General features: G+C 71.8%; 22 protein-coding genes. 19 read left to right on the top strand and 3 right to left on the bottom strand.

Annotated elements, in window-relative coordinates:
* Complete coding sequence (locus tag ACWDBB_RS12290; protein ID WP_449789505.1) at positions 1–2,049, bottom strand: elongation factor G-like protein EF-G2; 2,049 nt, start codon at positions 2,047–2,049, stop codon at positions 1–3.
* 289 nt (positions 2,050–2,338) lie between these two features.
* Between ACWDBB_RS12290 and pgsA the strand changes: the two genes are divergently transcribed.
* From pgsA to ACWDBB_RS12210, 16 genes are all read left to right on the top strand, one after another.
* A complete protein-coding gene (gene pgsA / locus ACWDBB_RS12285) occupies positions 2,339–2,986 on the top strand; it encodes a phosphatidylinositol phosphate synthase (RefSeq protein ID WP_449789504.1) in 648 nt (215 codons plus the stop codon).
* Positions 2,987–3,002: 16 nt separating this feature from the next.
* Positions 3,003–3,965, top strand: coding sequence for a phosphatidylinositol mannoside acyltransferase (locus ACWDBB_RS12280; protein WP_449789503.1), 963 nt, complete (start codon positions 3,003–3,005; stop codon positions 3,963–3,965).
* Between the two features lie 52 nt (positions 3,966–4,017).
* Positions 4,018–5,202, top strand: coding sequence for a glycosyltransferase family 4 protein (locus ACWDBB_RS12275; protein ID WP_449789502.1), 1,185 nt, complete (start codon positions 4,018–4,020; stop codon positions 5,200–5,202).
* Positions 5,203–5,276: 74 nt separating this feature from the next.
* Positions 5,277–5,645, top strand: coding sequence for a 5-carboxymethyl-2-hydroxymuconate Delta-isomerase (locus tag ACWDBB_RS12270; protein ID WP_449789501.1), 369 nt, complete (start codon positions 5,277–5,279; stop codon positions 5,643–5,645).
* A gap of 29 nt (positions 5,646–5,674) precedes the next feature.
* Positions 5,675–6,220: a hypothetical protein gene (locus ACWDBB_RS12265; protein ID WP_449789500.1), complete on the top strand. Its 546-nt coding sequence runs from the start codon at positions 5,675–5,677 to the stop codon at positions 6,218–6,220.
* A gap of 117 nt (positions 6,221–6,337) precedes the next feature.
* Entirely contained in the window at positions 6,338–7,261 is a 924-nt protein-coding gene (gene pdxS / locus ACWDBB_RS12260) for a pyridoxal 5'-phosphate synthase lyase subunit PdxS (protein ID WP_449789499.1), read from the top strand.
* Positions 7,262–7,357: 96 nt separating this feature from the next.
* Positions 7,358–7,981 carry a pyridoxal 5'-phosphate synthase glutaminase subunit PdxT gene (gene pdxT, locus ACWDBB_RS12255; protein ID WP_449789498.1) on the top strand — a complete coding sequence of 208 codons (624 nt, stop codon included), beginning with the start codon at positions 7,358–7,360 and terminating at the stop codon, positions 7,979–7,981.
* 78 nt (positions 7,982–8,059) lie between these two features.
* Positions 8,060–8,818, top strand: a complete 759-nt coding sequence (locus ACWDBB_RS12250; RefSeq protein WP_049651428.1) for a YebC/PmpR family DNA-binding transcriptional regulator — start codon at positions 8,060–8,062, stop codon at positions 8,816–8,818.
* Positions 8,819–8,974: 156 nt separating this feature from the next.
* On the top strand, positions 8,975–9,526 hold the full coding sequence (ruvC, locus tag ACWDBB_RS12245; RefSeq protein ID WP_449789566.1) for a crossover junction endodeoxyribonuclease RuvC: 552 nt from the start codon (positions 8,975–8,977) through the stop codon (positions 9,524–9,526).
* The gene (ruvA, locus tag ACWDBB_RS12240; RefSeq protein WP_402405106.1) at positions 9,523–10,134 is read left to right on the top strand and encodes a Holliday junction branch migration protein RuvA; all 612 of its coding nucleotides are present in this window, start codon (positions 9,523–9,525) and stop codon (positions 10,132–10,134) included. Before ruvC ends, ruvA begins: the two co-directional genes overlap by 4 nt.
* Positions 10,135–10,187: 53 nt before the next feature.
* A complete protein-coding gene (gene ruvB / locus ACWDBB_RS12235) occupies positions 10,188–11,258 on the top strand; it encodes a Holliday junction branch migration DNA helicase RuvB (protein ID WP_449789497.1) in 1,071 nt (356 codons plus the stop codon).
* 260 nt (positions 11,259–11,518) lie between these two features.
* Positions 11,519–11,926, top strand: a complete 408-nt coding sequence (yajC, locus tag ACWDBB_RS12230; RefSeq protein ID WP_449789496.1) for a preprotein translocase subunit YajC — start codon at positions 11,519–11,521, stop codon at positions 11,924–11,926.
* Positions 11,927–12,072: 146 nt separating this feature from the next.
* Entirely contained in the window at positions 12,073–13,896 is a 1,824-nt protein-coding gene (secD, locus tag ACWDBB_RS12225; RefSeq protein WP_449789495.1) for a protein translocase subunit SecD, read from the top strand.
* Between the two features lie 4 nt (positions 13,897–13,900).
* On the top strand, positions 13,901–15,004 hold the full coding sequence (secF, locus tag ACWDBB_RS12220) for a protein translocase subunit SecF (protein WP_449789494.1): 1,104 nt from the start codon (positions 13,901–13,903) through the stop codon (positions 15,002–15,004).
* A gap of 46 nt (positions 15,005–15,050) precedes the next feature.
* A complete protein-coding gene (locus ACWDBB_RS12215; protein ID WP_449789493.1) occupies positions 15,051–15,602 on the top strand; it encodes an adenine phosphoribosyltransferase in 552 nt (183 codons plus the stop codon).
* 96 nt (positions 15,603–15,698) lie between these two features.
* Positions 15,699–18,209: a RelA/SpoT family protein gene (locus tag ACWDBB_RS12210; protein ID WP_449789492.1), complete on the top strand. Its 2,511-nt coding sequence runs from the start codon at positions 15,699–15,701 to the stop codon at positions 18,207–18,209.
* Positions 18,210–18,304: 95 nt separating this feature from the next.
* On the opposite strand, the gene ACWDBB_RS12205 is transcribed toward ACWDBB_RS12210, so the two are convergent.
* Together ACWDBB_RS12205 and ACWDBB_RS12200 are read right to left on the bottom strand one after the other, a co-directional pair.
* A complete protein-coding gene (locus ACWDBB_RS12205) occupies positions 18,305–19,534 on the bottom strand; it encodes a DUF349 domain-containing protein (RefSeq protein ID WP_449789491.1) in 1,230 nt (409 codons plus the stop codon).
* 265 nt (positions 19,535–19,799) lie between these two features.
* Positions 19,800–20,642, bottom strand: coding sequence for a peptidylprolyl isomerase (locus tag ACWDBB_RS12200; protein WP_449789490.1), 843 nt, complete (start codon positions 20,640–20,642; stop codon positions 19,800–19,802).
* A 235-nt stretch (positions 20,643–20,877) separates the two neighbouring features.
* On the opposite strand from ACWDBB_RS12200, the gene ACWDBB_RS12195 reads away from it, so the two are divergent.
* The 3 genes from ACWDBB_RS12195 to aspS are packed head-to-tail and all read left to right on the top strand — an operon-like array spanning position 20,878 to position 24,646.
* Positions 20,878–21,585 (top strand): MBL fold metallo-hydrolase, encoded by a 708-nt coding sequence (locus tag ACWDBB_RS12195; protein WP_074002379.1) that lies wholly within the window; start codon positions 20,878–20,880, stop codon positions 21,583–21,585.
* Positions 21,586–21,596: 11 nt separating this feature from the next.
* A complete protein-coding gene (gene hisS / locus ACWDBB_RS12190; protein WP_449789489.1) occupies positions 21,597–22,859 on the top strand; it encodes a histidine--tRNA ligase in 1,263 nt (420 codons plus the stop codon).
* Entirely contained in the window at positions 22,856–24,646 is a 1,791-nt protein-coding gene (gene aspS, locus ACWDBB_RS12185; protein WP_449789488.1) for an aspartate--tRNA ligase, read from the top strand. The genes hisS and aspS overlap by 4 nt, the downstream gene beginning before the upstream one ends.
* Positions 24,647–24,778: the final 132 nt, after the last annotated feature.

The raw sequence follows: 24,778 nt of genomic DNA, 5'->3' as shown, positions 1-24,778 counted from the left end.
TCAGTCGGTGTAGCGCTCGGCCAGGGCGGCGGGCATGGGTTCGTGGCGCAGGTAGGCGCGGGAGAACTCGGCGGTGCCGTGGGTGAGCGAGCGCAGGTCGATCGGGTAGCGGACGAGTTCGAGTTCGGGGACCTCGGCGCGCAGCAGGGTGAGCCCGGTGCCGCCGGTCTCGGTGCCGAGGACGCGGCCGCGCCGGGCGGAGAGGTCGCCGAGGACGGCGCCGAGGTAGTCGTCGGGCAGCAGGACGCTGACGGCGGCGACGGGTTCGAGCAGGCGGATGACGGCGTGCTCGGCGGCGTCCCGCAGGGCGAGGGCGGCGGCGTTCTGGAAGGACGCGTCGGAGGAGTCGACGGAGTGGGCCTTGCCGTCGGTGAGGGTGACCCGGACGTCGACGAGCGGGTAGCCCGTGGTGACGCCCTTGGCGAGCTGGGCGCGGACGCCCTTCTCGACGGAGGGGATGAAGTGCTTGGGGACGGCGCCGCCGACGACGTGTTCCTGGAACTCGAAGCCGGAGCCGGCCGGGAGGGGTTCGACCTCGAGGTCGCAGATGGCGTACTGGCCGTGGCCGCCGGACTGCTTGACCAGGCGGCCGTGGCCGGCGGCGGCGGTGCCGAAGGTCTCGCGCAGGGCGACCTTGGGCTCGACGGTGTCGACGTGGACGCCGTGGCGGGTGCGGAGGCGGTCGAGGACGACGTCGGCGTGGGCTTCGCCGGTGCACCAGAGGACGAGCTGGTGGGTGTCGGGGCTCTGTTCCAGGCGTAGGGCCGGGTCTTCGGCGGTGAGGCGGGCGAGGGCCTGGGAGAGCTTGTCGTCGTCGGCCTTGCTGTGGGCTTCGATGGCGATCGGCAGCAGCGGCTCGGGGAGGCGCCAGCCCTCGAGGTCGACGGGGTGGCCGGGGTCGTGGATGGTGTCGCCGGCGCGGGCGGTGGTGAGTTTGGCGGCGCAGACGAGGTCGCCGGCGACGGCGTGCGGGACGGGGCGCTGGAGTTTGCCGAAGGGGCTGGTGAGGGCGGTGACCCGTTCGTCGCCGTCCTGGTCGGCGGTGTGGGCGGGGCCGACGAGGTGGATCCTGGTGTCGGGGCGCAGGGTGCCGGCGTAGAGGCGCAGCAGGCTGATCCGGCCGACGTAGGCGTCGCCGGTGACGCGGACGACCTGGGCGGCGAGCGGGGCGTCGGGGTCGCACGCGGGGGCGGGGCGGGTGCGTTCGGTGGGGTCGGGGAAGGTGTGGGCGATGAGGTCGAGGAGTTCGGCTGCGCCGAGTCCGTTCTCGCTGGTGGGGACGGCGGGGTGGAGGGCGCAGGAGAGGACTTCGCGCCGCAGGCCGGCCTCGAGGGAGTCGGTGTCGAGGGGGTCGCCGGAGAGGTAGCGCTCCATGAGGGTGTCGTCCTGGCCGGAGATGGCTTCGACGAGGCTGTCGTGGGCGGGGGCGGTGTCGGGCAGGGGGTCGGCGGCGCCGTAGGTGTCGCCGGTGAGGAGGTCGACGCTGCCGTCGGGGTGTCCGTCGTGGTGGACGGGCAGGAAGAGCGGGCGGAGGGTGTCGGGGCCCAGTTCGAAGGCGTCGTGGCAGGCGGTGAGGATGTCGTCGAAGCCGGTGCGGGCGAGGTCGAGTTTGGCGACGGCGATGGCGCGGGGGATGCCCTCGGCGGCGCATTCGCGCCACAGGGCGCGGGTGGGGGCGGTGACCGGGTCGGTGGCGGAGACGACGAAGACGGCGGCGTCGGCGGCGTGCAGGGCGGCGCGCAGGTCGGCGGTGAAGTCGGGGTGGCCGGGCGGGTCGATCAGGTTGATCTTGACGCCCTTCCACTCGAGGGGGAGGAGCGAGAGCTGGACGGAGCGCTGCTGCTGGTGCTCGATGTCCTCGTGGTCGGAGACGGTGGTGCCGTCGGTGACGCGGCCGGCACGGCCGGTGGCGCCGGCGGCGAGCGCGAGCGATTCGGCGAGGGTGGTCTTGCCCACACCACTGGGGCCGATGAGGACGACGTTGCGCAGGTCCTTCGGGCCGGTGACGGCGGGTGCCTGGCCGGCTCGTGCCGTGCTGCGGTCGGGCATCGGGGTCTCCTCCCGTGGCGCCGAGGCTGTCCTTCGCAGTCTAGGGGCGGGTGTCGCCGGTGGCGCGTGCCGTACGGCCGGTCGGGTGCGGACGGGCGGGTGCCGTACGGCCGGCCGGTGACCGGACGTGTGCGTGCGGTGGGCGGGGGTGGCGTCCGGCGGTGCGTGCGCCGGAGCGTGTCCTCGGCGTGGCTACGATGGGTGCGCCGGACGGGCTGATCCGCCCGGCCGTCTGCCGCGCGTGCTGCGCCAGGCGGGTATCTGGGAGATCGGAGCGGCTGGGAAGGCCATGCTCAACAAATACGCGCGTGGCTTCTTCACACGTGTCCTGACCCCGTTCGCCGCGTTCCTGATCCGCCTGGGCGTGAGCCCGGACGCGGTGACGCTGATCGGTACCGCCGGTTCGGTGGCCGGTGCGCTGGTGTTCTTCCCCCGTGGGGAGTTCTTCTGGGGCACCATCACGATCACGGTGTTCATCTTCTCGGACCTGGTGGACGGGAACATGGCCCGCCAGCTGGGCCGGAGCACGAAGTGGGGGGCGTTCCTCGACTCCACCCTGGACCGGGTCGCCGATGCGGCGATCTTCGGCGGTCTGGCGATGTGGTACGCGGGCAAGGGGGACGACGACCTGCTCTGCGCGGTGGCGATCTTCTGCCTGGCGAGCGGTCTGGTGGTGTCGTACACGAAGGCGCGGGCGGAGAGCCAGGGCCTGCCGTGTGACGTGTCCGGGCTGGTGGAGCGGGCCGAGCGGCTGGTGGCCAGCCTGGTGGCGGCCGGGGTCGCGGGTCTGCACAAGTTCGGTGTGCCGTACGTGGAGTGGCTGCTGCCGGTGGCGCTGTGGCTGGTGGCGGCGGGGAGCCTGGTGACGGTGTTCCAGCGGATGCTGACGGTGCGCCGGGAGGCGTTCGAGGCCGACCGAGCGGCGGCCGGGAGCTGATGGGGGGCGTCCTGCGGTGACGGACCGACTGGTGTACTGGGCGTACGCGCTGGGGTGGGGGCTGTTGAAGCACCTGCCGGAGCGGGTGGCCCGGGGGCTGTTCGACCGGCTGGCGGACTACGCGTGGCGCAAGCGCGGCCAGCGGGTGCTGCAGTTGGAGGCGAATCTGCGCCGGGTCTGTCCCGGGCTGGACGGGGCCGCGCTGCGGGAGCTGTCCCGGGCGGGGATGCGCTCGTACCTGCGGTACTGGATGGAGTCGTTCCGGCTGCCGGTGTGGAGCCGGGAGCGGGTGGCCAGGGACGTCCAGGTGGAGGGCTTCGAGCACCTGCGGGCGCAGCTGGAGGCCGGGCGGGGCGCGCTGATAGCGCTGCCGCACATGGGCAACTGGGACCTCGCGGGGGCCTGGGTGGCGCAGCAGGGCTATCCGTTCACCACGGTCGCGGAGCGGTTGAAGCCGGAGCGGCTGTTCGACCGGTTCGTGGCGTTCCGGGAGGGCCTGGGCATGGAGGTCCTGGCGCTGACCGGTGGTTCGGTGAACGTGATCGGGACCCTGGCACGGCGGCTGCGCGAGGGCCGGCTGGTCTGCCTGGTCGGGGACCGGGACCTGTCGGAGGCGGGCATCGGGGTGTCGTTCTTCGGTGAGGAGACCCGGATGCCGGCCGGTCCCGCGGCGCTGTGCCAGCGGACCGGGGCGGCGCTGCTGCCGGTGACGCTCTGGTACGACGGCCCGGTGCTGCGGGCGCGGATCCACCCGGAGGTACCGGTGCCCGAGGAGGGCGACCGCAAGGAGCGCACCCGGGCGATGACCCAGGCGATGGCGCAGGTTTGGGAGCGGGGCATCCGCGAGCACCCGCAGGACTGGCACATGCTGCAGAGGTTCTGGCTCGCCGACCTGCCGGTCCGTGAGACGGTGAAGGCGGCGTCCGTGGAGCGTGTGGAGGCGGCCGCGGAGCCCGCGGCCGAGGCCTCCGGGTCCTGAGCCGTCCCGCCGTCCCCGCCCGCACGACCGTCCGAAGGAGCTTGAGGAACCCGTGAAGATCGGCATCGTCTGCCCGTACGACTGGGACGTCCCCGGTGGGGTGCAGTTCCACATCCGGGACCTGGCCGAGCACCTGATCGGTCTGGGGCACGAGGTGTCGGTGCTGGCGCCGGCCGAGGACGACGAGGCGCTGCCGCCGTACGTGGTCCCGGCGGGGCGGTCGGTGGCGGTGCCGTACAACGGGTCGGTGGCGCGGCTGAGCTTCGGGATCCTGTCGGCGGCGCGGGTGCGGCGCTGGCTGCACGACGGGCGGTTCGACATCCTGCACGTGCACGAGCCGGCCGCGCCGAGCCTGTCGATGCTGGCCGCGTGGTCGGCGACCGGGCCGATGGTGGGGACGTTCCACACGTCCAATCCGCGGTCGCGGGTGATGATCGCGGCCTCGCCGATCCTCCAGCCGGGGCTGGAGAAGATGCGGGCCCGGATCGCGGTGTCGGAGTACGCCCGGCGGACGCTGGTGGAACACCTGGGCGGGGACGCGGTGGTGATCCCGAACGGCGTGGATGTGGGTTTCTTCGCGGAGGCGGAGCCGGACGAGCGCTGGACCGGCGGCGCGGCGAAGGGGGAGCCGGGCACGATCGGCTTCATCGGCCGGATCAACGAGCCGCGCAAGGGCCTGCCGACGCTGCTGGCGGCGCTGCCGAGGATCCTGGCGGAGCGGCCGGGGGTGCGGCTGCTGGTGGCGGGCAAGGGCGACGAGGAGGAGGCCGTCGCGGGCCTGGCGCCCGAGGTGCGCGCGCAGGTGGAGTTCCTCGGCATGGTGAGCGACCGGGACAAGGCGCGGCTGCTGCGCAGCGTGGACCTGTACGTGGCACCGAACACCGGTGGCGAGAGCTTCGGGATCATCCTGGTCGAGGCGATGTCGGCGGGCGCGCCGGTGCTGGCGAGCGACCTGGACGCGTTCAAGCAGGTGCTGGACGGCGGGGACGCGGGGGAGCTGTTCCCGGTGGAGGACGCGGACGCGCTGGCCCGTACGGCGCTGCGGCTGCTGGGTGATCCGGCGCGGCTGGAGGAGCTGCGGGAGGCGGCGTCGCGGCACGTGCGGCGGTTCGACTGGTCGACGGTGGGCGCGGACATCCTGGCGGTGTACGAGACGGTGACGGCCGGCGAGGCGGCGGTGGTCGAGGAGGACGTGCGCAGCGGTAGGCGCGGCCGGTTCGGGCTGGCACGGGACTGATCCCCGCGGACGGGTCCGGGTGTCGGTGGGGTTAGGGTCGGGCGTCCGTACCACTGCGATCCACGGGGGCGACGATGCCGCAGATCTCCGTCGACTACTCGGCCGACCTGGCCGGCACCTTCGACCGCCGGGGCCTGGGCCTGGCGATCAACCGGCTGGCGGAGGCGACGATCGACGCGAAGCCGGAGTCCTGCAAGACGGTGTTCCGGCAGAGCGAGGTGCTGGTGGTGGGCACCGGCGGGGCGGCCGCCGACACCCAGGTGTTCGTGGAGTTCCAGATCTTCCCCGGCCGTACGCCGGAGGCGAAGGCCGCGCTGAGCGAGGGCGTGCTGGCGCTGCTGGCGCAGTACGTCCGGCCGAAGCCGGGCACCCGGCTGTTCACGGCGGTGAACATCGCGGACATCGACCGTGAGAGCTACCGGAACGCGACCGCCCGGGGCTGAACCGGTGACACCCGGTAACGTAGCGGCCCGTGACTACCTGGATCTGGGCCGGCGTGGCCGTGGTGCTGTTCGGCATGTACCTGAGTTGGACGGCCGGTCGGCTGGACCGGTTGCACGCCCGGATCGACGCCGCGCGGGCGGCGCTGGACGCGCAGCTCGTGCGCCGGGCGTCGGTGGCGATGGAGCTGGCGACGTCCTCGCTGCTGGATCCGGCGGCCTCGCTGCTGCTGTTGGACGCGGCGCACGCGGCCCGGCAGGCCGAGGACGAGCAGCGCGAGGTGGCGGAGAGCCAGTTGAGCCTGGCGCTGCGGGCGGTGTTCGAGGAGCCGGAGCAGATGGCGGCGCTGATGGCCGAGCCGGGCGGTGGGGACGCGGTTCGTGACCTGACGGCCGCGGTGCGGCGGGTGCCGATGGCCCGTCGGTTCCACAACGACGCGGTGCGGGCGGCGCGGGCGGTGCGCGAGCACCGTCTGGTGCGGTACTTCCGGCTGGCGGGGAAGGCGCCGTTCCCACTGGCGTTCGAGATGGACGACGCCCCGCCGCCCGCTCTCACGCCCGAAGGAGCGCCCGCTTAGGGTGTCCCCCGGATACGGCCTGATTGTCGTGTCCCGTCGTCCGGGCTGGACTTGGTGGCGCATGGAGGCGTCACCCGTTCTGCCTACCATAGGGCGATAGCACTGATTCATCTTCGAGTGAGGTCTCACGTGTCCACCACCCCCACCACCGCAGACCAGCCGCAGATCGGCACCGCCCGCGTGAAGCGCGGCATGGCCGAGCAGCTCAAGGGCGGTGTGATCATGGACGTGGTCAACGCCGAGCAGGCCAAGATCGCCGAGGACGCCGGCGCGGTCGCCGTCATGGCCCTGGAGCGGGTCCCGGCGGACATCCGCAAGGACGGCGGCGTGGCTCGCATGTCCGACCCGAACATGATCGAGGAGATCATCGAGGCGGTCTCCATCCCGGTGATGGCCAAGTCCCGCATCGGCCACTTCGTCGAGGCGCAGGTGCTCCAGTCGCTGGGCGTCGACTACATCGACGAGTCCGAGGTCCTGACCCCGGCCGACGAGGTCAACCACTCGGACAAGTGGGCCTTCACCACCCCCTTCGTCTGCGGCGCCACCAACCTGGGCGAGGCCCTGCGCCGCATCGCCGAGGGCGCGGCCATGATCCGCTCGAAGGGCGAGGCCGGCACCGGCAACGTCGTCGAGGCCGTCCGCCACCTGCGCCAGATCAAGAACGAGATCGGCCACCTGCGCGCCCTGGACAACAACGAGCTGTACGCCGCCGCCAAGGAGCTGCGCGCCCCGTACGAGCTGGTCAAGGAGGTCGCCGAGCTCGGCAAGCTGCCGGTCGTGCTGTTCTCCGCCGGTGGCGTGGCCACCCCGGCCGACGCCGCGCTGATGCGCCAGCTGGGCGCCGAGGGCGTCTTCGTCGGCTCCGGCATCTTCAAGTCGGGCGACCCGGCCAAGCGCGCCGCCGCCATCGTCAAGGCCACCACGTTCTTCGACGACCCGAAGGTCATCGCGGACGCCTCCCGCAACCTGGGCGAGGCCATGGTCGGCATCAACTGCGACACCCTGCCGGAGACCGAGCGCTACGCCAACCGCGGCTGGTAGTCACCGGCAGTTTCCGGGCCGGCCCGCCGCAGCGCCTCGGTGCGCGGCGGGCCGCGCCACGTAGTCCGTCGTAACGATCGATAGAGGTTGAAGACCGTGAGCACTCCTGTCATCGGCGTCCTCGCCCTCCAGGGCGACGTCCGCGAGCACCTGGTGGCGCTGGCCGAGGCCGACGCGCTCGCCCGTCCGGTGCGCCGCGCCGAGGAGCTGGCCGAGGTCGACGCGCTGGTGATCCCCGGCGGGGAATCCACCACCATGTCCAAGCTGGCCCTGCTGTTCGGCGTGATGGAGCCGCTGCGCGAGCGGGTCGCCGCCGGGATGCCGGTCTACGGCACCTGCGCGGGCATGATCATGCTGGCGGACAAGATCCTGGACGGCCGCGAGGACCAGGAGACCGTCGGTGGCATCGACATGACGGTGCGCCGCAACGCCTTCGGCCGTCAGAACGAGTCCTTCGAGTCCGGGATCGACTTCGCCGGCCTGGACGACGCGCCGGTGCACGGCGTCTTCATCCGCGCCCCCTGGGTCGAGTCGGTCGGCACGGGCGTCAGGGTCCTGGCCGAGCTGCCCGCCGCGGACGGCCCGGACAGCCGGATCGTGGCGGTCCGCCAGGGCAACCTGCTGGCCACCTCCTTCCACCCGGAGCTGACCGGCGACCACCGGGTGCACGCGTACTTCGTGCGGATGGTCGAGGAGCACCTCTCCGCGGCCGCGCGCTGACCGTGTGCGTCTCACCGGTGGCGACACCGGTAAGATCTCATCTGTTCATTTCCCTTTGGCGACGTAAAGGAGCTGGCGATGTCCGGCCACTCTAAGTGGGCTACCACCAAGCACAAGAAGGCCGTGATCGACGCCAAGCGCGGCAAGCTCTTCGCCAAGATGATCAAGAACATCGAGGTGGCGGCGCGCACCGGCGGCCCCGACCCGGCGGGCAACCCGACGCTCTACGACGCCATCCAGAAGGCGAAGAAGAGCTCGGTCCCGATCGACAACATCAACCGCGCCGTCAAGCGCGGTGGCGGCCTGGAGGCCGGCGGCGCCGACTACCAGACCATCATGTACGAGGGCTACGGCCCGAACGGCGTCGCGGTCCTGATCGAGTGCCTCACCGACAACCGCAACCGCGCCGCCTCCGACGTGCGCGTCGCGATGACCCGCAACGGCGGCTCGATGGCCGACCCGGGCTCGGTGTCGTACCTGTTCACCCGCAAGGGTGTCGTCATCGTCCCCAAGGCCGACGGCGTGGACGAGGACAAGCTGTTCGAGGTCGTCCTGGACCAGGAGCCCGAGGAGATCAACGACCTCGGCGACTCGTTCGAGATCGTCTCCGAGGCCTCGAAGATGGTCGCCGTGCGCACCGCGCTGGTCGACGCCGGCGTCGACTACGACTCGGCCGAGGCGAACTTCCTGCCCAGCATGCAGGTCGAGCTGGACGTCGACGGCGCCCGCAAGATCCTGAAGCTGATCGACGCGCTCGAGGACAGCGACGACGTGCAGAACGTCTTCGCCAACTTCGACATCTCCGACGAGGTCGGTGCGCAGCTCGACGCCGAGTGACACGGCATCGATCGATCGACGGCGAGTGACCGTTCTCACTGCCCGGCCCGGTGGTCCCTGGACCACCGGGCCGGTGTCGTCGGTCGGGTTGTCGGACCCGGGCGGTAGCCTGCGGGGGTCCTTCGAGTGGCGAGTGGCAGGGAGTCGGGGCGAGTGGTGCGGGTACTGGGCGTGGACCCGGGGCTGACCAGGTGCGGAGTCGGCGTGGTCGAGGGCGCGCCGGGCCGGCCGCTGCGGATGGCCGGCGTCGGCGTGGTGCGCACCCCCGCCGAGGCGGAGATCGGGCAGCGGCTGCTTCAGATCGAGCAGGGCCTGGAGGCCTGGCTGGACGAGCACCGGCCGGACCTGGTCGCCGTCGAGCGGGTCTTCGCCCAGCACAACGTCCGCACCGTGATGGGCACCGCCCAGGCCAGCGCGGTCGCGATGCTCTGCGCCACCCGGCGCGGCATACCCGTCACCCTGCACACCCCCAGTGAGGTCAAGGCCGCCGTCACCGGCTCGGGCCGGGCAGAGAAGGCGCAGGTCACCGCCATGGTGCAGCGCCTGCTGCGGCTGGACGCGCCGCCCAAGCCCGCCGACGCCGCCGACGCGCTGGCGCTGGCCATCTGCCACATCTGGCGCGGCGGGGCGAGCAACCGGCTGGAGGCCGCGGTCCGGGCCGCCCGCACCACCCCCCGCTCCACTCCTTCGAAAGGCACCGTTCGATGATCGCCTTCGTGCAAGGGCCCGTGGCGGCCGTCTCCTCCGGGATCGCGGTCGTCGAGGTGGGCGGCGTCGGCATGGCCGTGCAGTGCACCCCGAACACCCTGGCCGGGCTGCGGCTGGGCGAGCCGGTCCGGCTGGCCACCTCCCTGGTGGTCCGGGAGGACTCGCTGACGCTGTTCGGCTTCGCGGACGACGACGAGCGCGCCGTGTTCGAGATCCTCCAGGCGGCGCCCGGTGTCGGCCCCAAGCTGGCGCAGGCGATCCTCGGCGTGCACAGCCCCGACGCGCTGCGCGCCGCCATCGCGGCCGGCGACGAGAAGGCGCTGGTCGCCGTGCCGGGCATCGGCAAGGCCAAGGCGGCCAAGCTGCTGCTGGAGTACAAGGACAAGCTCGGCGCACCGCACGGCGCCGTCCCCGCCCAGAAGCCGATCGCCGCCGGTCCGGCGCCGTGGAGCGAGCAGCTGCACTCCGCGCTGACCGGCCTCGGCTACGCCCCGCGCGAGGCGGACGAGGCGGTCGCCGCCGTCACCCCGGAGGCCGAGGCGCAGCCGACGCCGGACGTCGGCGCCCTGCTCAGGCTCGCCCTGCGCGGCCTCAACCGCGCCCGCTGATCACCTGACGATCTGTCTGCTTGTCGACACTGGAGACTCTGGAGCCCGCGAGGATGTACGACTCGGAACCCGCCGACCGGCTGGTCACGGCCGCCGCCGACGGCGAGGACCAGGCGGTGGAGGCGGCGCTGCGCCCCAAGCTGCTGGACGAGTTCATCGGCCAGGAGCGGGTGCGCGAGCAGCTGTCGCTGGTGCTCCAGGCCGCCCGCAAGCGCGGCAGCGCGCCCGACCACGTGCTGCTGAGCGGCCCGCCCGGGCTCGGCAAGACCACCCTGTCCATGATCATCGCCGCCGAGCTGGGCGCCCCGATCCGGATCACCTCCGGCCCGGCCATCCAGCACGCGGGTGACCTCGCGGCGATCCTCTCCTCGCTCACCGAGGGCGAGGTGCTCTTCCTCGACGAGATCCACCGGATGTCCCGGCCGGCCGAGGAGATGCTCTACATGGCGATGGAGGACTTCCGGGTCGACGTGATCGTCGGCAAGGGACCGGGCGCCACCGCCATCCCGCTGGAGCTGCCGCCCTTCACCCTGGTCGGCGCCACCACCAGGGCCGGCCTGCTGCCGCCGCCGCTGCGCGACCGCTTCGGCTTCACCGGGCACATGGAGTTCTACGCCCCGGCCGAGCTCCAGCGGGTGGTGCACCGCTCGGCCGCGCTGCTGGACGTGGAGATAGACCCGGCCGGTGCGGCCGAGATCGCCGGGCGCTCGCGGGGCACCCCGCGCATCGCCAACCGGCTGCTGCGCCGGGTCCGCGACTACGCCCAGGTCCGGCACGACGGCCTGGTCAACGCCGAGATCGCCGCCCAGGCGCTGGACGTCTACGAGGTGGACGCCCGCGGGCTGGACCGGCTGGACCGCGCGGTGCTGGACGCGCTGCTGCGGCTGTTCGGCGGCGGTCCGGTCGGTTTGTCGACACTCGCCGTCGCCGTGGGGGAGGAGTCCGAGACGGTCGAGGAGGTCGCCGAGCCCTTCCTGGTCCGCGAGGGGCTGCTCGCCCGCACTCCGCGTGGTCGGATCGCCACCGCTGCCGCCTGGCAGCACCTCGGCCTGACTCCGCCGGTCCAGACCACTCGCAGAAGTGTTCCGGCGCAGTCGGAGCTGTTCCCCGCCGACGAAAGTTGACCGCCATCGGCTGAACGGGTGAGATCGGCGGGTCGGCTCCCGTCCGGTGCTCCCGAGGTGGCGCGGGGAGTGGCCCGGAGCGAAGTCCGGTGAAACTGTGCAGGCGGAGGGTCGCCACTTTCGGCGGCAGGATGCGATGCTTGGCGTTGTCCGATCGATTCGGGGTCGCCTAGACTCCGCCGGACCGCCCCTCTCACCTGACGGGCCGACCAATACCACACAGGCCGCCGGCCGGCGGCCCGTAAAGGACCCTGGCTGCAGTGAACCTCATCATCCTTCTCCTCCCGATCATCGCGATCGTGCTCATGTTCCGGTCGCAGAAGAAGCGCCAGCAGCAGATGCAGCAGATGCAGACGGCGCTGGAGCCCGGGGCGGGGGTGCGCACCATCGGTGGCCTGTACGCCCAGGTGAAGGCGGTCAACGAGGAGACCGTCGAGCTGGAGATCGCGCCCGGCGTGGTCACCCACTTCACCAAGAGCGCCGTCGCGGCCGTCCTGGACCCCCAGGAGTACGACGCGATCATCAACGGCCGCCCCGCCGATGACGAGCTGCCCGAGCCGGAGGCCGAGGACGCCGACGCCGCGCCGGTCGAGGACAAGCCGCTGACGCTCACCAAGGACAGCGCCGCGAAGGGCGATGCCGAGGGCGGGGCTCCCGAGAGCAAGTAGTACGGCCGGGCAACCCGCCCGGCCGCGCGGCATCCGCCGCGAGCCCACAGGACCTCAGGGCCGCAGAACCGCCGTACCCCCGTCCCGACTATCGCCGGCCGGGGGTACGGCCGGGAAAGTGGCATGGACAGGGAGAAACGAGCAAGGTGGCAACACCCAAGTCGCGCCCGCGCGACGGCTACCCAGGGCGGGCGCTGGCCCTCATCCTGGTCGTCACCGTCGGACTGGTCGCCCTCATGTTCGGGACGGGCACCACCAAGCCCCGGCTCGGGATCGATCTCGCCGGTGGCACCAGCATCACGCTGACCGCGAAGTCGTCCGATCCCAAGGCTCTCAACAAGTCCAACATGGACATCGCCGTCGGGATCATCGAGCGCCGCGTCAACGGCATGGGTGTCTCCGAGGCGGAGGTCCAGACCCAGGGCTCGGACACGATCATCGTGAACATCCCCAAGGGCGGTGACCGGCAGAACGCGGCGGACCAGGTGGGTACCACCGCGAAGCTGTTCTTCCGCCCGGTCCTGGCCGTTGCCCCCAGCGGCATCTCCGCACCGGAGCCGACCGGCACCCCGTCCGCGGCCGCCACCGGCACCCCGGGCGCCACGCCGGCCGCCACCCCCTCCGCCGGTGCCCAGTCCGCGGCCCCGAGCGCCACCAAGCAGGGTCGCCCCGCGAGCGAGGCGCTGGCCGCCGAGGGCGCCAGCCCGACCGCCGCCGCCACCGGTGCCGCCCCCGCCGCCACCGGTGCCGCCCCCGCCGCCACCGGCAGCGCGGCCCCGGCCGCCACCGGCGCCCCGAGCACCCCGGCCGTCCCGCAGACCCCGGCCGACATCAGCAACGCGATGACCCAGGGCACCGTGCCGCCCGAGCTGGCCGCCGCCTTCGCCGCCCTGGACTGCTCCAAGCCGGACGTCCGCGCCGCCCAGACCGGCGCCGAGGACAAGGCCGTCGTCGCCTGCTCCCAGAAGGCCGAGAACGGCTACTACGAGAAGCTGGCCCTCGGCCCCGCGGCCGTGAAGGGCGCGGACGTCTCCAAGGCCCAGGCCAGCATCGACACCCAGACGGGTGCCGGCTGGCAGGTCCAGCTGCAGTTCAACGGCACCGGCACCGACGCCTTCGCCAAGGTCACCGGCCAGCTGGCCGCCCAGGCCCCGCCGACCAACCAGTTCGCCATCGTGCTGGACAACCAGGTGGTCTCCCACCCGCAGGTCAACGGGCCGATCCCGGGTGGCAGCGCGGTCATCACCGGCCGCTTCAGCCAGGCCGAGGCACAGGACCTCGCCAACGTGCTGAGCTACGGCGCCCTGCCGCTGGAGTTCGCCAAGAGCGACATCACCACCGTCTCCCCGGCGCTCGGCAGCGACCAGCTCAAGGCCGGTCTGGTCGCCGGCCTGATCGGCATGGTCCTGGTGGTCGCCTACTCGCTGATCTACTACCGCGGCCTCGGCCTGGTCTCGATCGCCGGTCTGCTCGTCTCGGCGGCCCTGACCTACTCGATCATGAGCCTGCTCGGCAACGCGATCGGCTTCGCGCTGAACCTGCCGGCGGTCTGCGGTGCGATCGTCGCGATCGGCATCACCGCCGACTCCTTCATCGTGTACTTCGAGCGCATCCGCGACGAGGTCCGCGAGGGCGCCCCGCTGCGCCCGGCGGTCCAGCGGGCCTGGCCGCGCGCCCGGCGCACCATCCTGGTCTCGGACTTCGTGTCCTTCCTCTGTGCCGCCGTGCTCTACGTGGTCTCGGTCGGCAAGGTCCAGGGCTTCGCGTTCACCCTGGGTCTGACCACCCTGCTCGACGTGGTGGTGATCTTCCTCTTCACCAAGCCGCTGATCACGCTGCTGGCCCGCCGGAAGTTCTTCCTGAACGGCCACCCGTGGTCCGGCCTGGACCCGAAGCGGCTGGGCGCCCGCCCGCCGCTGCGCAGCAGCCGTCGCCGTAGCCCCTCCTCTGCCGCCGTGAAGGAGGCCTGACACCGTGTCACGCTTCTCCAACCTGGGCCACCGGCTCTACCAGGGCGAAGTCAGCTTCGACTTCGTCGGACGCCGTAAGCTCTGGTACTCCATCTCCGGCGTGATCGTGCTGGTCGCGGCGATCGGCCTGGCCATGGGCCTGCACCTGGGCATCGAGTTCAAGGGCGGCTCGGTCTACACCGTGGCCAAGCCCGGCCTGACGGTCTCCCAGGCGCAGGACACCGCCAACGGGGTCGTCTCCTCGCACCCGCTGGTGCAGTCGACCGACAGCGGCAAGATCCGCATCCAGGTCAGCACCGAGGAGCCGAAGAGCTCGGACGAGATCCGCTCCGAGCTCTCGCAGAAGCTCGGCGTGCCGCTGGACACCGTCGAGGCCCAGGTGATCGGCCCCAGCTGGGGCAAGCAGATCTCCCAGAAGGCGCTCACCGGCCTGATCGTCTTCATGGTCCTGGTGACGGTCTACCTGGCGATCGCCTTCGAGTGGCGGATGGCGGTCTCCGCCCTGGTCGCCCTCATCCACGACCTCCTGATCACCATCGGCGTGTACGCCCTGGTGGGCTTCGAGGTCACCCCGGGTACGGTGATCGGCTTCCTGACCATCCTCGGTTACTCGCTCTACGACACGGTCGTCGTCTTCGACACCGTGAAGGAGAACACCAAGGGGATCACCAAGCAGAACAAGCTCACCTACAGCGAGGCCGCCAACGCCGGCCTCAACCAGACCCTGGTGCGCTCGCTCAACACCACCGTGGTGGCGCTGCTGCCGGTCGCCGCGCTGCTGTTCATCGGTGGCGGCCTGCTGGGCGCCGGCACCCTGAACGACATCTCGCTCGCGCTGTTCATCGGCCTCGCGGCCGGTGCCTACTCCTCGATCTGCGTCGCCACCCCGCTGCTGGCGCAGCTCAAGGAGGAGCAGCCGGAGATGAAGGCGCTGCGCAAGCGGGTCCTGCAGCACCGGGCCGCCGCGGCCGCCAAGGCCGAGGCCGCGGACGGTGCCGAGGCGGACGGGGAGCCGACGGGCGAGGAGCAGCCTGCGGGTATGGTCGGACAGCGTGGCCGGTCGGCCGGCACCGCCCGTGCCAAGGGCCGTCCGTCCACCAAGCGCTGACCCCGGGCAGGACCCCGGGCCCCACCGGACCGTTAAGGACAGAACCGTGACCACCGTCGACACCGCACTGGCCGAGCTGCTGAACAGCCGGATCCGGGACGTCCCGGACTACCCGAAGCCGGGTGTGCTGTTCAAGGACATCGCGCCGCTGCTCGCCGACGCCGAGGCCTTCGGCGCCCTGACCGGCGCGCTGGCGGACCGGGCCGCGCAGCTCGGTGCGACCAAGGTGGTGGGCCTGGAGGCGCGCGGCTTCGTGCTGGCGGCTCCGGCGGCCTTCGCGGCCGGGCTCGGCTTCGTGCCGATCCGCAAGCAGGGCAAGCTGCCCGGTGAGGTGTTCCGGCGCTCGTACGAGCTGGAGTATGGCTCGGCGACGCTGGAGGTGCAGTGCGACGCCTTCGCTCCCGGTGAGCGGGTGCTGGTGGTGGACGACGTGCTGGCCACCGGCGGCACCATCGGCGCCTCGCTGGACCTGGTGAAGGAGGCCGGGGCCGAGCTGGCGGGCGTCGTGGTGCTGATGGAGCTGGGCTTCCTGGACGGCCGCGAGCGGCTGGCCGGGCACCTGGACGGCGCTCCGCTGGAGACGCTGGTCACGGTCTGACGGACACCTTGGAAGGACGGCGGTCGGAACATCCGACCGCCGTCCTTCCGTTTCCTGGCACGGCCGGATGAACACCCCGGCGCCAGGCTCGGTACCATGAAGATTCATCCCCTCCCGGTTCTGCCCGACCGTTCGGGTCCCGGCAGGGGGCGGCCCCGGTGCCCCGAGGAGTTGTCCTTGCCCGACGAGGTTGTGCCCACGGCCGCAGCGGCCACCCCCGAAAACCGTCCCACGCCCTCGGGGGCCACCCCGGCACGCCCGGCGCCGACCTCGTCGCGTTCGCTCGGCCCCTCCGGCCGCGGCTCCACCGGCGGCATGCGAGCCCGGCTGGCCCGCCTGGGCGGCCAGCGCTCCAGCGTGCTCAACCCCGTCCTGGAGCCGCTGTTCCGCTCGATCCGGGCCAACGACCCCAAGGCCGACCCGGCGCTGCTGCGCGACATAGAGAAGGCGTACGCGGTCGCCGAGAAGTGGCACCGCGGGCAGAAGCGCAAGAGCGGCGACCCGTACATCACCCACCCGCTGGCGGTGGCGACGATCCTGGCCGAGCTCGGCATGGACGCCCCGACCCTGATGGCCGGGCTGCTGCACGACACCGTCGAGGACACCGACTACGGCCTGGAGACCCTGCGCAAGGACTTCGGCGACTCGGTGGCCCTGCTGGTGGACGGCGTCACCAAGCTGGACCGGGTCAAGTTCGGCGAGGCCGCGCAGGCCGAGACCGTCCGCAAGATGGTCGTGGCGATGGCCAAGGACCCGCGGGTCCTGGTGATCAAGCTGGCCGACCGCCTGCACAACATGCGCACGATGCGCTACCTCAAGCGGGAGAAGCAGGAGAAGAAGGCCCGCGAGACGCTGGAGATCTACGCCCCGCTGGCGCACCGGCTGGGCATGAACACCATCAAGTGGGAGCTGGAGGACCTCGCCTTCGCGATCCTCTACCCCAAGATGTACGACGAGATCGTCCGGCTGGTCGCCGAGCGCGCCCCCAAGCGGGACGAGTACCTGGCGACCGTCATCGACCAGGTCCAGGCGGACCTGCGCGGCGCCCGGATCACCGCCTCCGTCACCGGCCGGCCGAAGCACTACTACTCGGTCTACCAGAAGATGATCGTCCGGGGCCGGGACTTCGCCGAGATCTACGACCTGGTGGGCATCCGGGTCCTGGTCGACACCGTCCGCGACTGCTACGCGGCGCTGGGCACCATCCACGCGCGGTGGAACCCGGTGCCGGGGCGGTTCAAGGACTACATCGCGATGCCCAAGTTCAACATGTACCAGTCGCTGCACACCACGGTGATCGGTCCCGGGGGCAAGCCGGTCGAGCTGCAGATCCGCACCTTCGACATGCACCGGCGGGCCGAGTACGGCATCGCCGCGCACTGGAAGTACAAGCAGCGCGCGGTGGCCGGGGCGTCCAAGGTGCGTACCGACACCCCGACCCAGGTCCGCAAGGACGACAAGGCCGGCGCCGTCAACGAGATGGCCTGGCTGCGGCAGCTGCTGGACTGGCAGAAGGAGACCGCCGACCCGGGCGAGTTCCTGGAGTCGTTGCGCTTCGACCTGGCCAGCAACGAGGTCTTCGTCTTCACCCCCAAGGGCGACGTGATAGCCCTGCCGGCCGGGGCCACCCCGGTCGACTTCGCCTTCGCCGTGCACACCGAGGTCGGCTACCGGACGATAGGCGCCCGGGTCAACGGGCGGCTGGTGCCGCTGGAGTCGACCCTGGAGAACGGCGACACCGTCGAGGTGTTCACCTCCAAGGCGGAGAACGCCGGCCCGTCCCGGGACTGGCTGGGCTTCGTCAAGTCGCCGCGCGCCCGCAACAAGATCCGCGCCTGGTTCTCCAAGGAGCGCCGCGAGGAGGCGATCGAGCACGGCAAGGAGGCGATCGTCCGGGCGATGCGCAAGCAGGGCCTGCCGATCCAGCGGATCCTGACCGGCGACTCGCTGGTCACCCTGGCCCACGAGATGCGCTACCCCGACATCTCCTCGCTCTACGCCGCGATCGGCGAGGGCCACGTCGCCGCGCCGAACATCGTGCAGAAGCTGGTGCAGGCGCTCGGTGGCGAGGAGGGCGCGACCGAGGACCTGGCGGAGACCGCCACCCCGACCCACGACAACCGCCGTGCGGCGCGCCGCCGGGCCAAGGGCGACCCGGGGGTGATCGTCAAGGGTGTCGAGGACGTCTGGGTCAAGCTCTCCCGCTGCTGCACCCCGGTGCCGGGCGACCCGATCGTCGGCTTCGTGACCCGCGGCAACGGCGTCTCGGTGCACCGCGCGGACTGCGTCAACGTGGACGCGCTGAGCCAGCAGCCGGAGCGCATGATCGACGTCGAGTGGGCGGCCACCCAGTCCTCGGTCTTCCTGGTGGCCATCCAGGTCGAGGCGCTGGACCGCTCCCGGCTGCTCTCGGACGTCACCCGGGTGCTGTCCGACCAGCACGTCAACATCCTGTCGGCGGCGGTGCAGACCTCCCGGGACCGGGTGGCGATGAGCCGCTTCACCTTCGAGATGGGCGACCCGAAGCACCTGGGCCACGTGCTCAAGGCGGTGCGCGGCGTCGAGGGCGTGTACGACGTCTACCGCGTCACCTCCGCCCGCAAGTAGCGGCGCCGCCCCGCCCCGCCCTGGGGCGGCAACAGCGCGGAAGGCCCCCCGGGAGTGCTCCCGGGGGGCCTTCGCGGTTCGGCGGGTCAGGGCGGTCAGCCGCTGAACTCCTCCTGGCTCTTGTGCGCCTGGTCCAGCAGGGTCCGCACGCCGGCCAGCTCGGACTCCAGCTTGGCGACCTTGGAGGAGTTGCCGGCCGCGCGGGCCTTGTCCAGGTCGGCCTGGATCTTGTCGGCCTTCGCCTGGAACAGGCCCACCATGCCGGCCGCGCGGGCCTTGGCCTCCGGGTTGGAGCGCTTCCACTCGGCCTCCTCGGCCTCGCGGATGGCCCGCTCGACCGCGTTCAGCCGGCCGTCCAGCTTCGGACGGACCTCGCGCGGCACGTGGCCGATGGCCTCCCAGCGCTCGTTGACCTCGCGCAGCGCGGCCTTGGCGGCCTTGAGGTCGGTGATCGGCAGGATCGCCTCGGCCTCGGCGGCCAGCGCCTCCTTGAGCTTCTGGTTCTCCACCTGCTCGGCGTCCCGCTCGCTGAACACCGCGGAGCGGGCCTGGAAGAAGACGTCCTGGGCGCCGCGGAACCGCGCCCACAGCTCGTCCTCGATGTCCCGCTGGGCCCGGCCGGCGGCCTTCCAGCGCGCCATCAGGTCGCGGTAGGAGGCGGCGGTGCTGCCCCACTCCGTGGACGAGGACAGCGCCTCGGCCTCGGCGACCAGCGACTCCTTGGTCTGCCGCGCCCTCTCGCGCTCGGCGTCCAGGGTGGCGAAGTGCGCCTTGCGGTGCTTGGAGAAGACCGAGCGGGCGTGCGAGAAGCGGTGCCACAGCTCGTCGTCGCTCTTGCGGTCAAGCCGCGGCAGGCCCTTCCAGGTGTCCACCAGGGCGCGCAGCCGGTCCCCGGCCTCCCGCCACTGGGTGGACTCGGCGAGCTGCTCGGCCTCGGAGACCAGGGCCTCCTTGGCCGAACGGGCCTCGTCCTGGGCCTTGGCGCGAGCGGCCTTGCGCTGCTCGCGCCGGCTCTCGATCTCACCGGCGAGCGTGTCCAGCCGCTTGGCCAGGCCCTCCAGGTCGCCGACCGCGTGCCCCTCGACCACCTGGGCACGCAGGTGCTCCAGCGCGGCCTGGGCGTCCTTCGCGGCCAGGTCGGTGGTGCGCACCCGCTTCTCCAGCAGGCCGATCTCCACCTCGATGCCCTGGTACTTGCGCTCGAAGTAGGCGAGGGCCTCCTCGGGCGAGCCGGCCTGCCAGGAACCGACGACGCGTTCACCGTCGGCCGTCCTGACGTAGACCGTGCCCTGCTCGTCCACACGGCCCCACGGGTCGCTGCTCATAGCGCGTCCTCCACATGACGTCGCGCCCGCGCCGGGGCGGCGCGCGTCCGTCGTCCACAGTTGATGTGCGACGGACCGAAAGAGTCCGCCGTCCCCGTCCGCCGTGCCTTGCTGCCGAGGGTGACGGCTAGGCGGGTCCGGGCACCCTATACAACGCCAACATAGGCGACCAGGACCGGTGCTGTCCGCATCCGGGCCGGGCGATTTCGGTCCGGGGCCGTGCGGGGGCGGCGCGCACGCCGCCCGCCGACGGCCCCGGAGTCGGTCAACCCTTCGCCACCGTAACGGAGTTGAAGGTGACGTCGGCCATCGGGTGGCCGTCGGGCGAGCCTTCCAGGGTGCCCGCGGCGGCGATCTTCTGCACCGCGTCCAGACCGCCGGTGATCTTGCCGAAGGGCGTGTAGTTCGGCGGCAGCTTGGTGTCCTTGTAGACCAGGAAGAACTGGCTGCCGTTGGTGCCCGGGCCCGAGTTGGCCATCGCCACGGTGCCGGCCGGGTAGGTCGCGCCGGCCAGGTTCTCGTCCGCGAACTTGTAGCCGGGACCGCCGGTGCCGCCCGGGACGGTCGCGCTGGCGGTCGGGTCGCCGCACTGGAGCACGAAGATGCCGTCGGTGGTGAGGCGGTGGCACTTGGTGTGGTCGAAGTACTTCTCGCCGGCCAGGAAGGCGAAGGAGTTCACGGTGTGCGGGGCCTTGGCCGCGTCCAGCGCGATCGTCACCTTGCCGCAGTTGCTGTCCAGCGTCATGGCGTACGAGCCGCTCGGATCGATCGTCATCGGCGGCTCGGCCTGCCACTGCTTGCCGTTGGGCGCGCCCGGCGCCGGGGCGGCGCAGCCCTCGACCGGCTTGCGGGTCGGGGTGGTCGGCTCCGCGGTCGGCGCGGCCTGGGCGCTGTTCGCGGCCGAGGCCTTCTTGTCGCCCTTGTCGTCCGAACTGAACGCGCCGGTGGCGATCAGGGTGCCACCGCCGGCCAGCACCACGACCGCGAGCGAGGCGCCCAGGATCGTGTTGCGCCGCTTGCGCGCGGCCTCGGCCGCGACCCGGCGCTCCAACTGGCGCTCGTACTTCTCTCGGGCGAGCTGCCGCCGCCGCTGTTCGCTGCTGACCACCGGCCGTGTCTCCTACGGATGTGCGGGAAAAGTGGATGGATTCCGGAGCGGATCATCGCATCCCTCGGCGGCCAAGTGTAGGGACCCGGCCCGTAAGAACGCGGTGAACCTGTCAGGCCGCGCGCCCCGCCACCGCCATCTGGTTCGCAACCGGACCCGGACCGCCGGTAGGCTGCGCTTACACCACTTGACTTGCATCCCGTAGCCGTCGCCGACCACATAACGAAGGACGAGCGTGTTCATCGCCGGATTCCCCGCTGGAGCCTGGGGCACCAACTGCTACCTGGTCGCTCCGGCGGCGGGCGAGGAGTGCGTCATCGTCGATCCCGGCCACCAGGCGGCCCGGGGCGTCGAGGAGATGGTCCGCGAGCACCGGCTGAAGCCCGTCGCCGTGCTGCTCACCCACGGCCACATCGACCACGTGGCCTCGGTGGTCCCGGTCTGCGGCGCCCGCGGCGTCCCGGCCTGGATCCACCCCGAGGACCGCTACATGATGTCCGACCCGGAGAAGGCGCTCGGCCGCTCCCTGGGCACCCAGCTGATGGGCGAGCTCACCGTCGGCGAGCCCGACGACGTGCGCGAGCTCACCGACGGCAGCGTGCTGGAGCTGGCCGGCCTGAAGCTCACGGTGGACCACGCCCCGGGCCATACCGGGGGGTCGGTGACCTTCCGGACGCCCGGTGCCGAGGACCTCCCCCCGGTGCTGTTCTCGGGTGACCTGCTGTTCGCCGGCTCCATAGGGCGTACCGACCTCCCGGGCGGGGACAGCGAGGCGATCATGAACTCGCTGGCCCGGGTGTGCCTGCCCCTCGACGACTCCACCGTGGTCCTCTCCGGCCACGGCGGTCAGACCACCATCGGCCGCGAGCGCGCCACCAACCCCTACCTCCGACAGGCAGCAGGGGCGGCGGGCGCCCCGGCTTTCCCGCGACGAGGAATGTGACGGAAGAGAAGTTGAGCACCTTCACCGCCCCCAAGGGCACCTACGACCTGCTGCCCCCCAGCTCCGCGACGTTCCTGGCGATCCGCGACCGGCTCTCCGAGCCCTCCCGCCGGGCCGGTTACGGCTACGTCGAGACCCCGGTCTTCGAGGACGTGAAGCTGTTCTCCCGCGGTGTCGGCGAGTCCACCGACATCGTCTCCAAGGAGATGTACACCCTCACCACCAAGGGCGGCGACGAGCTCGCGCTGCGCCCCGAGGGCACCGCCCCGGTGCTGCGCGCCGCCCTCCAGGCCAACCTGCACAAGCAGGGCAACCTGCCGGTCAAGCTCTGGTACTCCGCCTCGTACTACCGCTACGAGCGCGCCCAGAAGGGCCGCTACCGCCAGTTCTCCCAGGTCGGCGCCGAGGCGATCGGCGCGGAGGACCCGGCGCTCGACGCCGAGCTGGTCATCCTGGCCGACGACGCCTTCAGCTCGCTCGGGGTGCGGAACTACTCGCTGCTGCTCAACAGCCTCGGCGACAAGCAGTGCCGCCCCGTCTACCGCGCCGCGCTGATCGAGTTCCTCTCCGGCCTGGACCTGGACGAGGAGACCCGCCGCCGCGCCGAGATCAACCCGCTGCGCGTCCTCGACGACAAGCGCGAGTCCGTGCAGGCCCAGCTGGTCGACGCGCCGATGCTGCGCGACTACCTGTGCGAGGAGTGCAAGGCGTACCACGAGAAGGTGCGCGAGCTGCTCACCGCGGCGGGCGTGGCCTACGTGGACGACCCCAAGCTGGTGCGCGGCCTGGACTACTACACCCGCACCACCTTCGAGTTCGTGCACAACGGCCTCGGCGCCCAGTCCGCGATCGGCGGCGGCGGCCGCTACGACGGCCTGTCCGAGATGATCGGCGGCCCGGCGCTGCCGTCCGTCGGCTGGGCGCTCGGCGTGGACCGCACCTTCCTCGCGATGGAGGCCGAGGGCATCGCCCTGGAGCTGCCGTCCGCCACCGCCGTGTACGCCGTCGCGCTCGGCGAGGAGGCCAAGGACGTCCTGTTCGCCAAGGTGACCGAGCTGCGCCGGGCCGGTGTGGCCACCGACCTCGCCTTCGGCGTCAAGAGCATCAAGAACGCCATGAAGTCCGCCGACCGGTCCGGCGCCCGCTTCGCCCTGATCGCCGGGGACCGGGACCTCGCCGAGGGCGTCGTCCAGCTCAAGGACCTGAGCACCGGCGAGCAGACCCCCGTCGCCCTCGACGCACTCGTCACCACCCTGAAGGAGAAGCAGCTGTGATCCGCACGCACGACGCGGGCACGCTCCGCCCGGAGCACGCAGGCACCACCGTCACCCTGGCCGGCTGGGTCGCCCGCCGCCGCGACCACGGCGGCGTCGCCTTCATCGATCTGCGCGACGCCTCCGGCACCGTGCAGATCGTGGTCCGCGACCTCGACTCGGTGCACGGCCTGCGCGCCGAGTACTGCGTCAAGGTCGTCGGCGACGTCCGGGTCCGCCCCGAGGGCAACGAGAACCCGGACATCCCGACCGGCGCCGTCGAGGTCGTCGTCAGCGAGATCGAGGTGCTCTCCGAGGCCGCCCCGCTGCCCTTCCCGGTCGCCGAGTACGAGCCGGGCACGGTCAACGAGGAGGTCCGGCTGCGCTACCGCTACCTGGACCTGCGCCGTGAGGGCCCGGCCAAGGGCCTGCGCCTGCGCTCCAAGGTCAACAACATCATCCGCCGGGTGATGGAGGAGAACGACTACCTCGACATCGAGACGCCGTACCTCACCCGCTCCACCCCCGAGGGCGCCCGCGACTTCCTCGTCCCGGTCCGCCTCCAGCCCGGCCACTGGTACGCCCTGCCGCAGTCGCCCCAGCTGTTCAAGCAGCTGCTGATGGTGGCCGGCATGGAGCGCTACTACCAGATCGCCCGCTGCTTCCGCGACGAGGACTTCCGCGCCGACCGGCAGCCGGAGTTCACCCAGCTGGACATCGAGGCCTCCTTCGTCGACCAGGAGGACATCCTGGCCCTCGGCGAGAAGATCATCGGCGCCATCTGGCGCGAGGTGCACGGCTACGAGGTCCCGAACCCGCTGCCGCGGATGACCTACGCGGACGCCATGGGCCGCTACGGCTCGGACAAGCCGGACGTCCGCTTCGGCCAGGAGCTCACCGACCTGACCGAGTACTTCAAGGGCACCGACTTCCGCGTCTTCCAGGCCCCGTACGTCGGCGCCGTGGTCATGCCCGGCGGTGCCTCGCAGCCGCGCAAGCAGCTGGACGCCTGGCAGGACTGGGCCAAGGCGCGCGGCGCCAAGGGCCTGGCGTACGTCCTCATCGACGCCGAGACCGGCGAGCTGCGCGGCCCGGTCGCCAAGAACCTCTCCGAGGAGCACCTGGCCGGCCTCGCCGCCGCCGCGGGCGCCAAGAACGGCGACGCGATCTTCTTCGCGGCCGGCAAGGAGCGCGCCTCGCAGGAGCTGCTCGGCGCCGCCCGTCTGGAGATCGGCCGCCGCTGCGAGCTGATCGACGAGTCCAAGTGGGCCTTCCTCTGGGTCGTCGACTTCCCGATGTTCGAGCCGATCGAGGACGACAAGGGTCAGTTCCAGGGCTGGCACGCGGTGCACCACCCGTTCACCGCCCCGACCGCGGAGTCGCTGGCCACCTTCGACACCGACCCGGGCTCGGCGCTGTCCAACGCCTACGACCTGGTCCTCAACGGCTCGGAGCTGGGCGGCGGTTCGATCCGTATCCACCAGCGCGACGTGCAGAAGCGGGCGTTCGACGCGATCGGCCTCTCCGAGGAGGAGGCGGCCTCGCAGTTCGGCTTCCTGCTGGACGCCTTCAACTACGGCCCGCCGCCGCACGGTGGTGTCGCCTTCGGCCTGGACCGCATCGTCACGCTGCTGGGCGGGTACGACACCATCCGGGACGTCATCGCCTTCCCGAAGACGTCCACCGGCGGCGACCCGCTGACCGGTGCCCCGACCCCGATCACCCCGGCACAGCGCCGCGAGGCCGGCGTGGACGCCCAGCCGAAGGTCCGCGAGGACGCCAAGGGCGAGGCTCAGCCCAAGTCCTGACACCGCGTCATCCGCTAACCTGCAACGGCCCCGGACGGTCCACCCACCGTCCGGGGCCGGTCCACAACGGTGTGTGACACAGGGAGGGTTGACTCAATGCAGGTCACAACGAGAGTCGAATGTCCGGATGAC

Source organism: Kitasatospora sp. NPDC001095, from assembly GCF_053598615.1.
The sequence above is the reverse complement of the archived record's forward strand: the minus strand, read 5'-3'. Positions and strand labels throughout refer to the sequence as shown.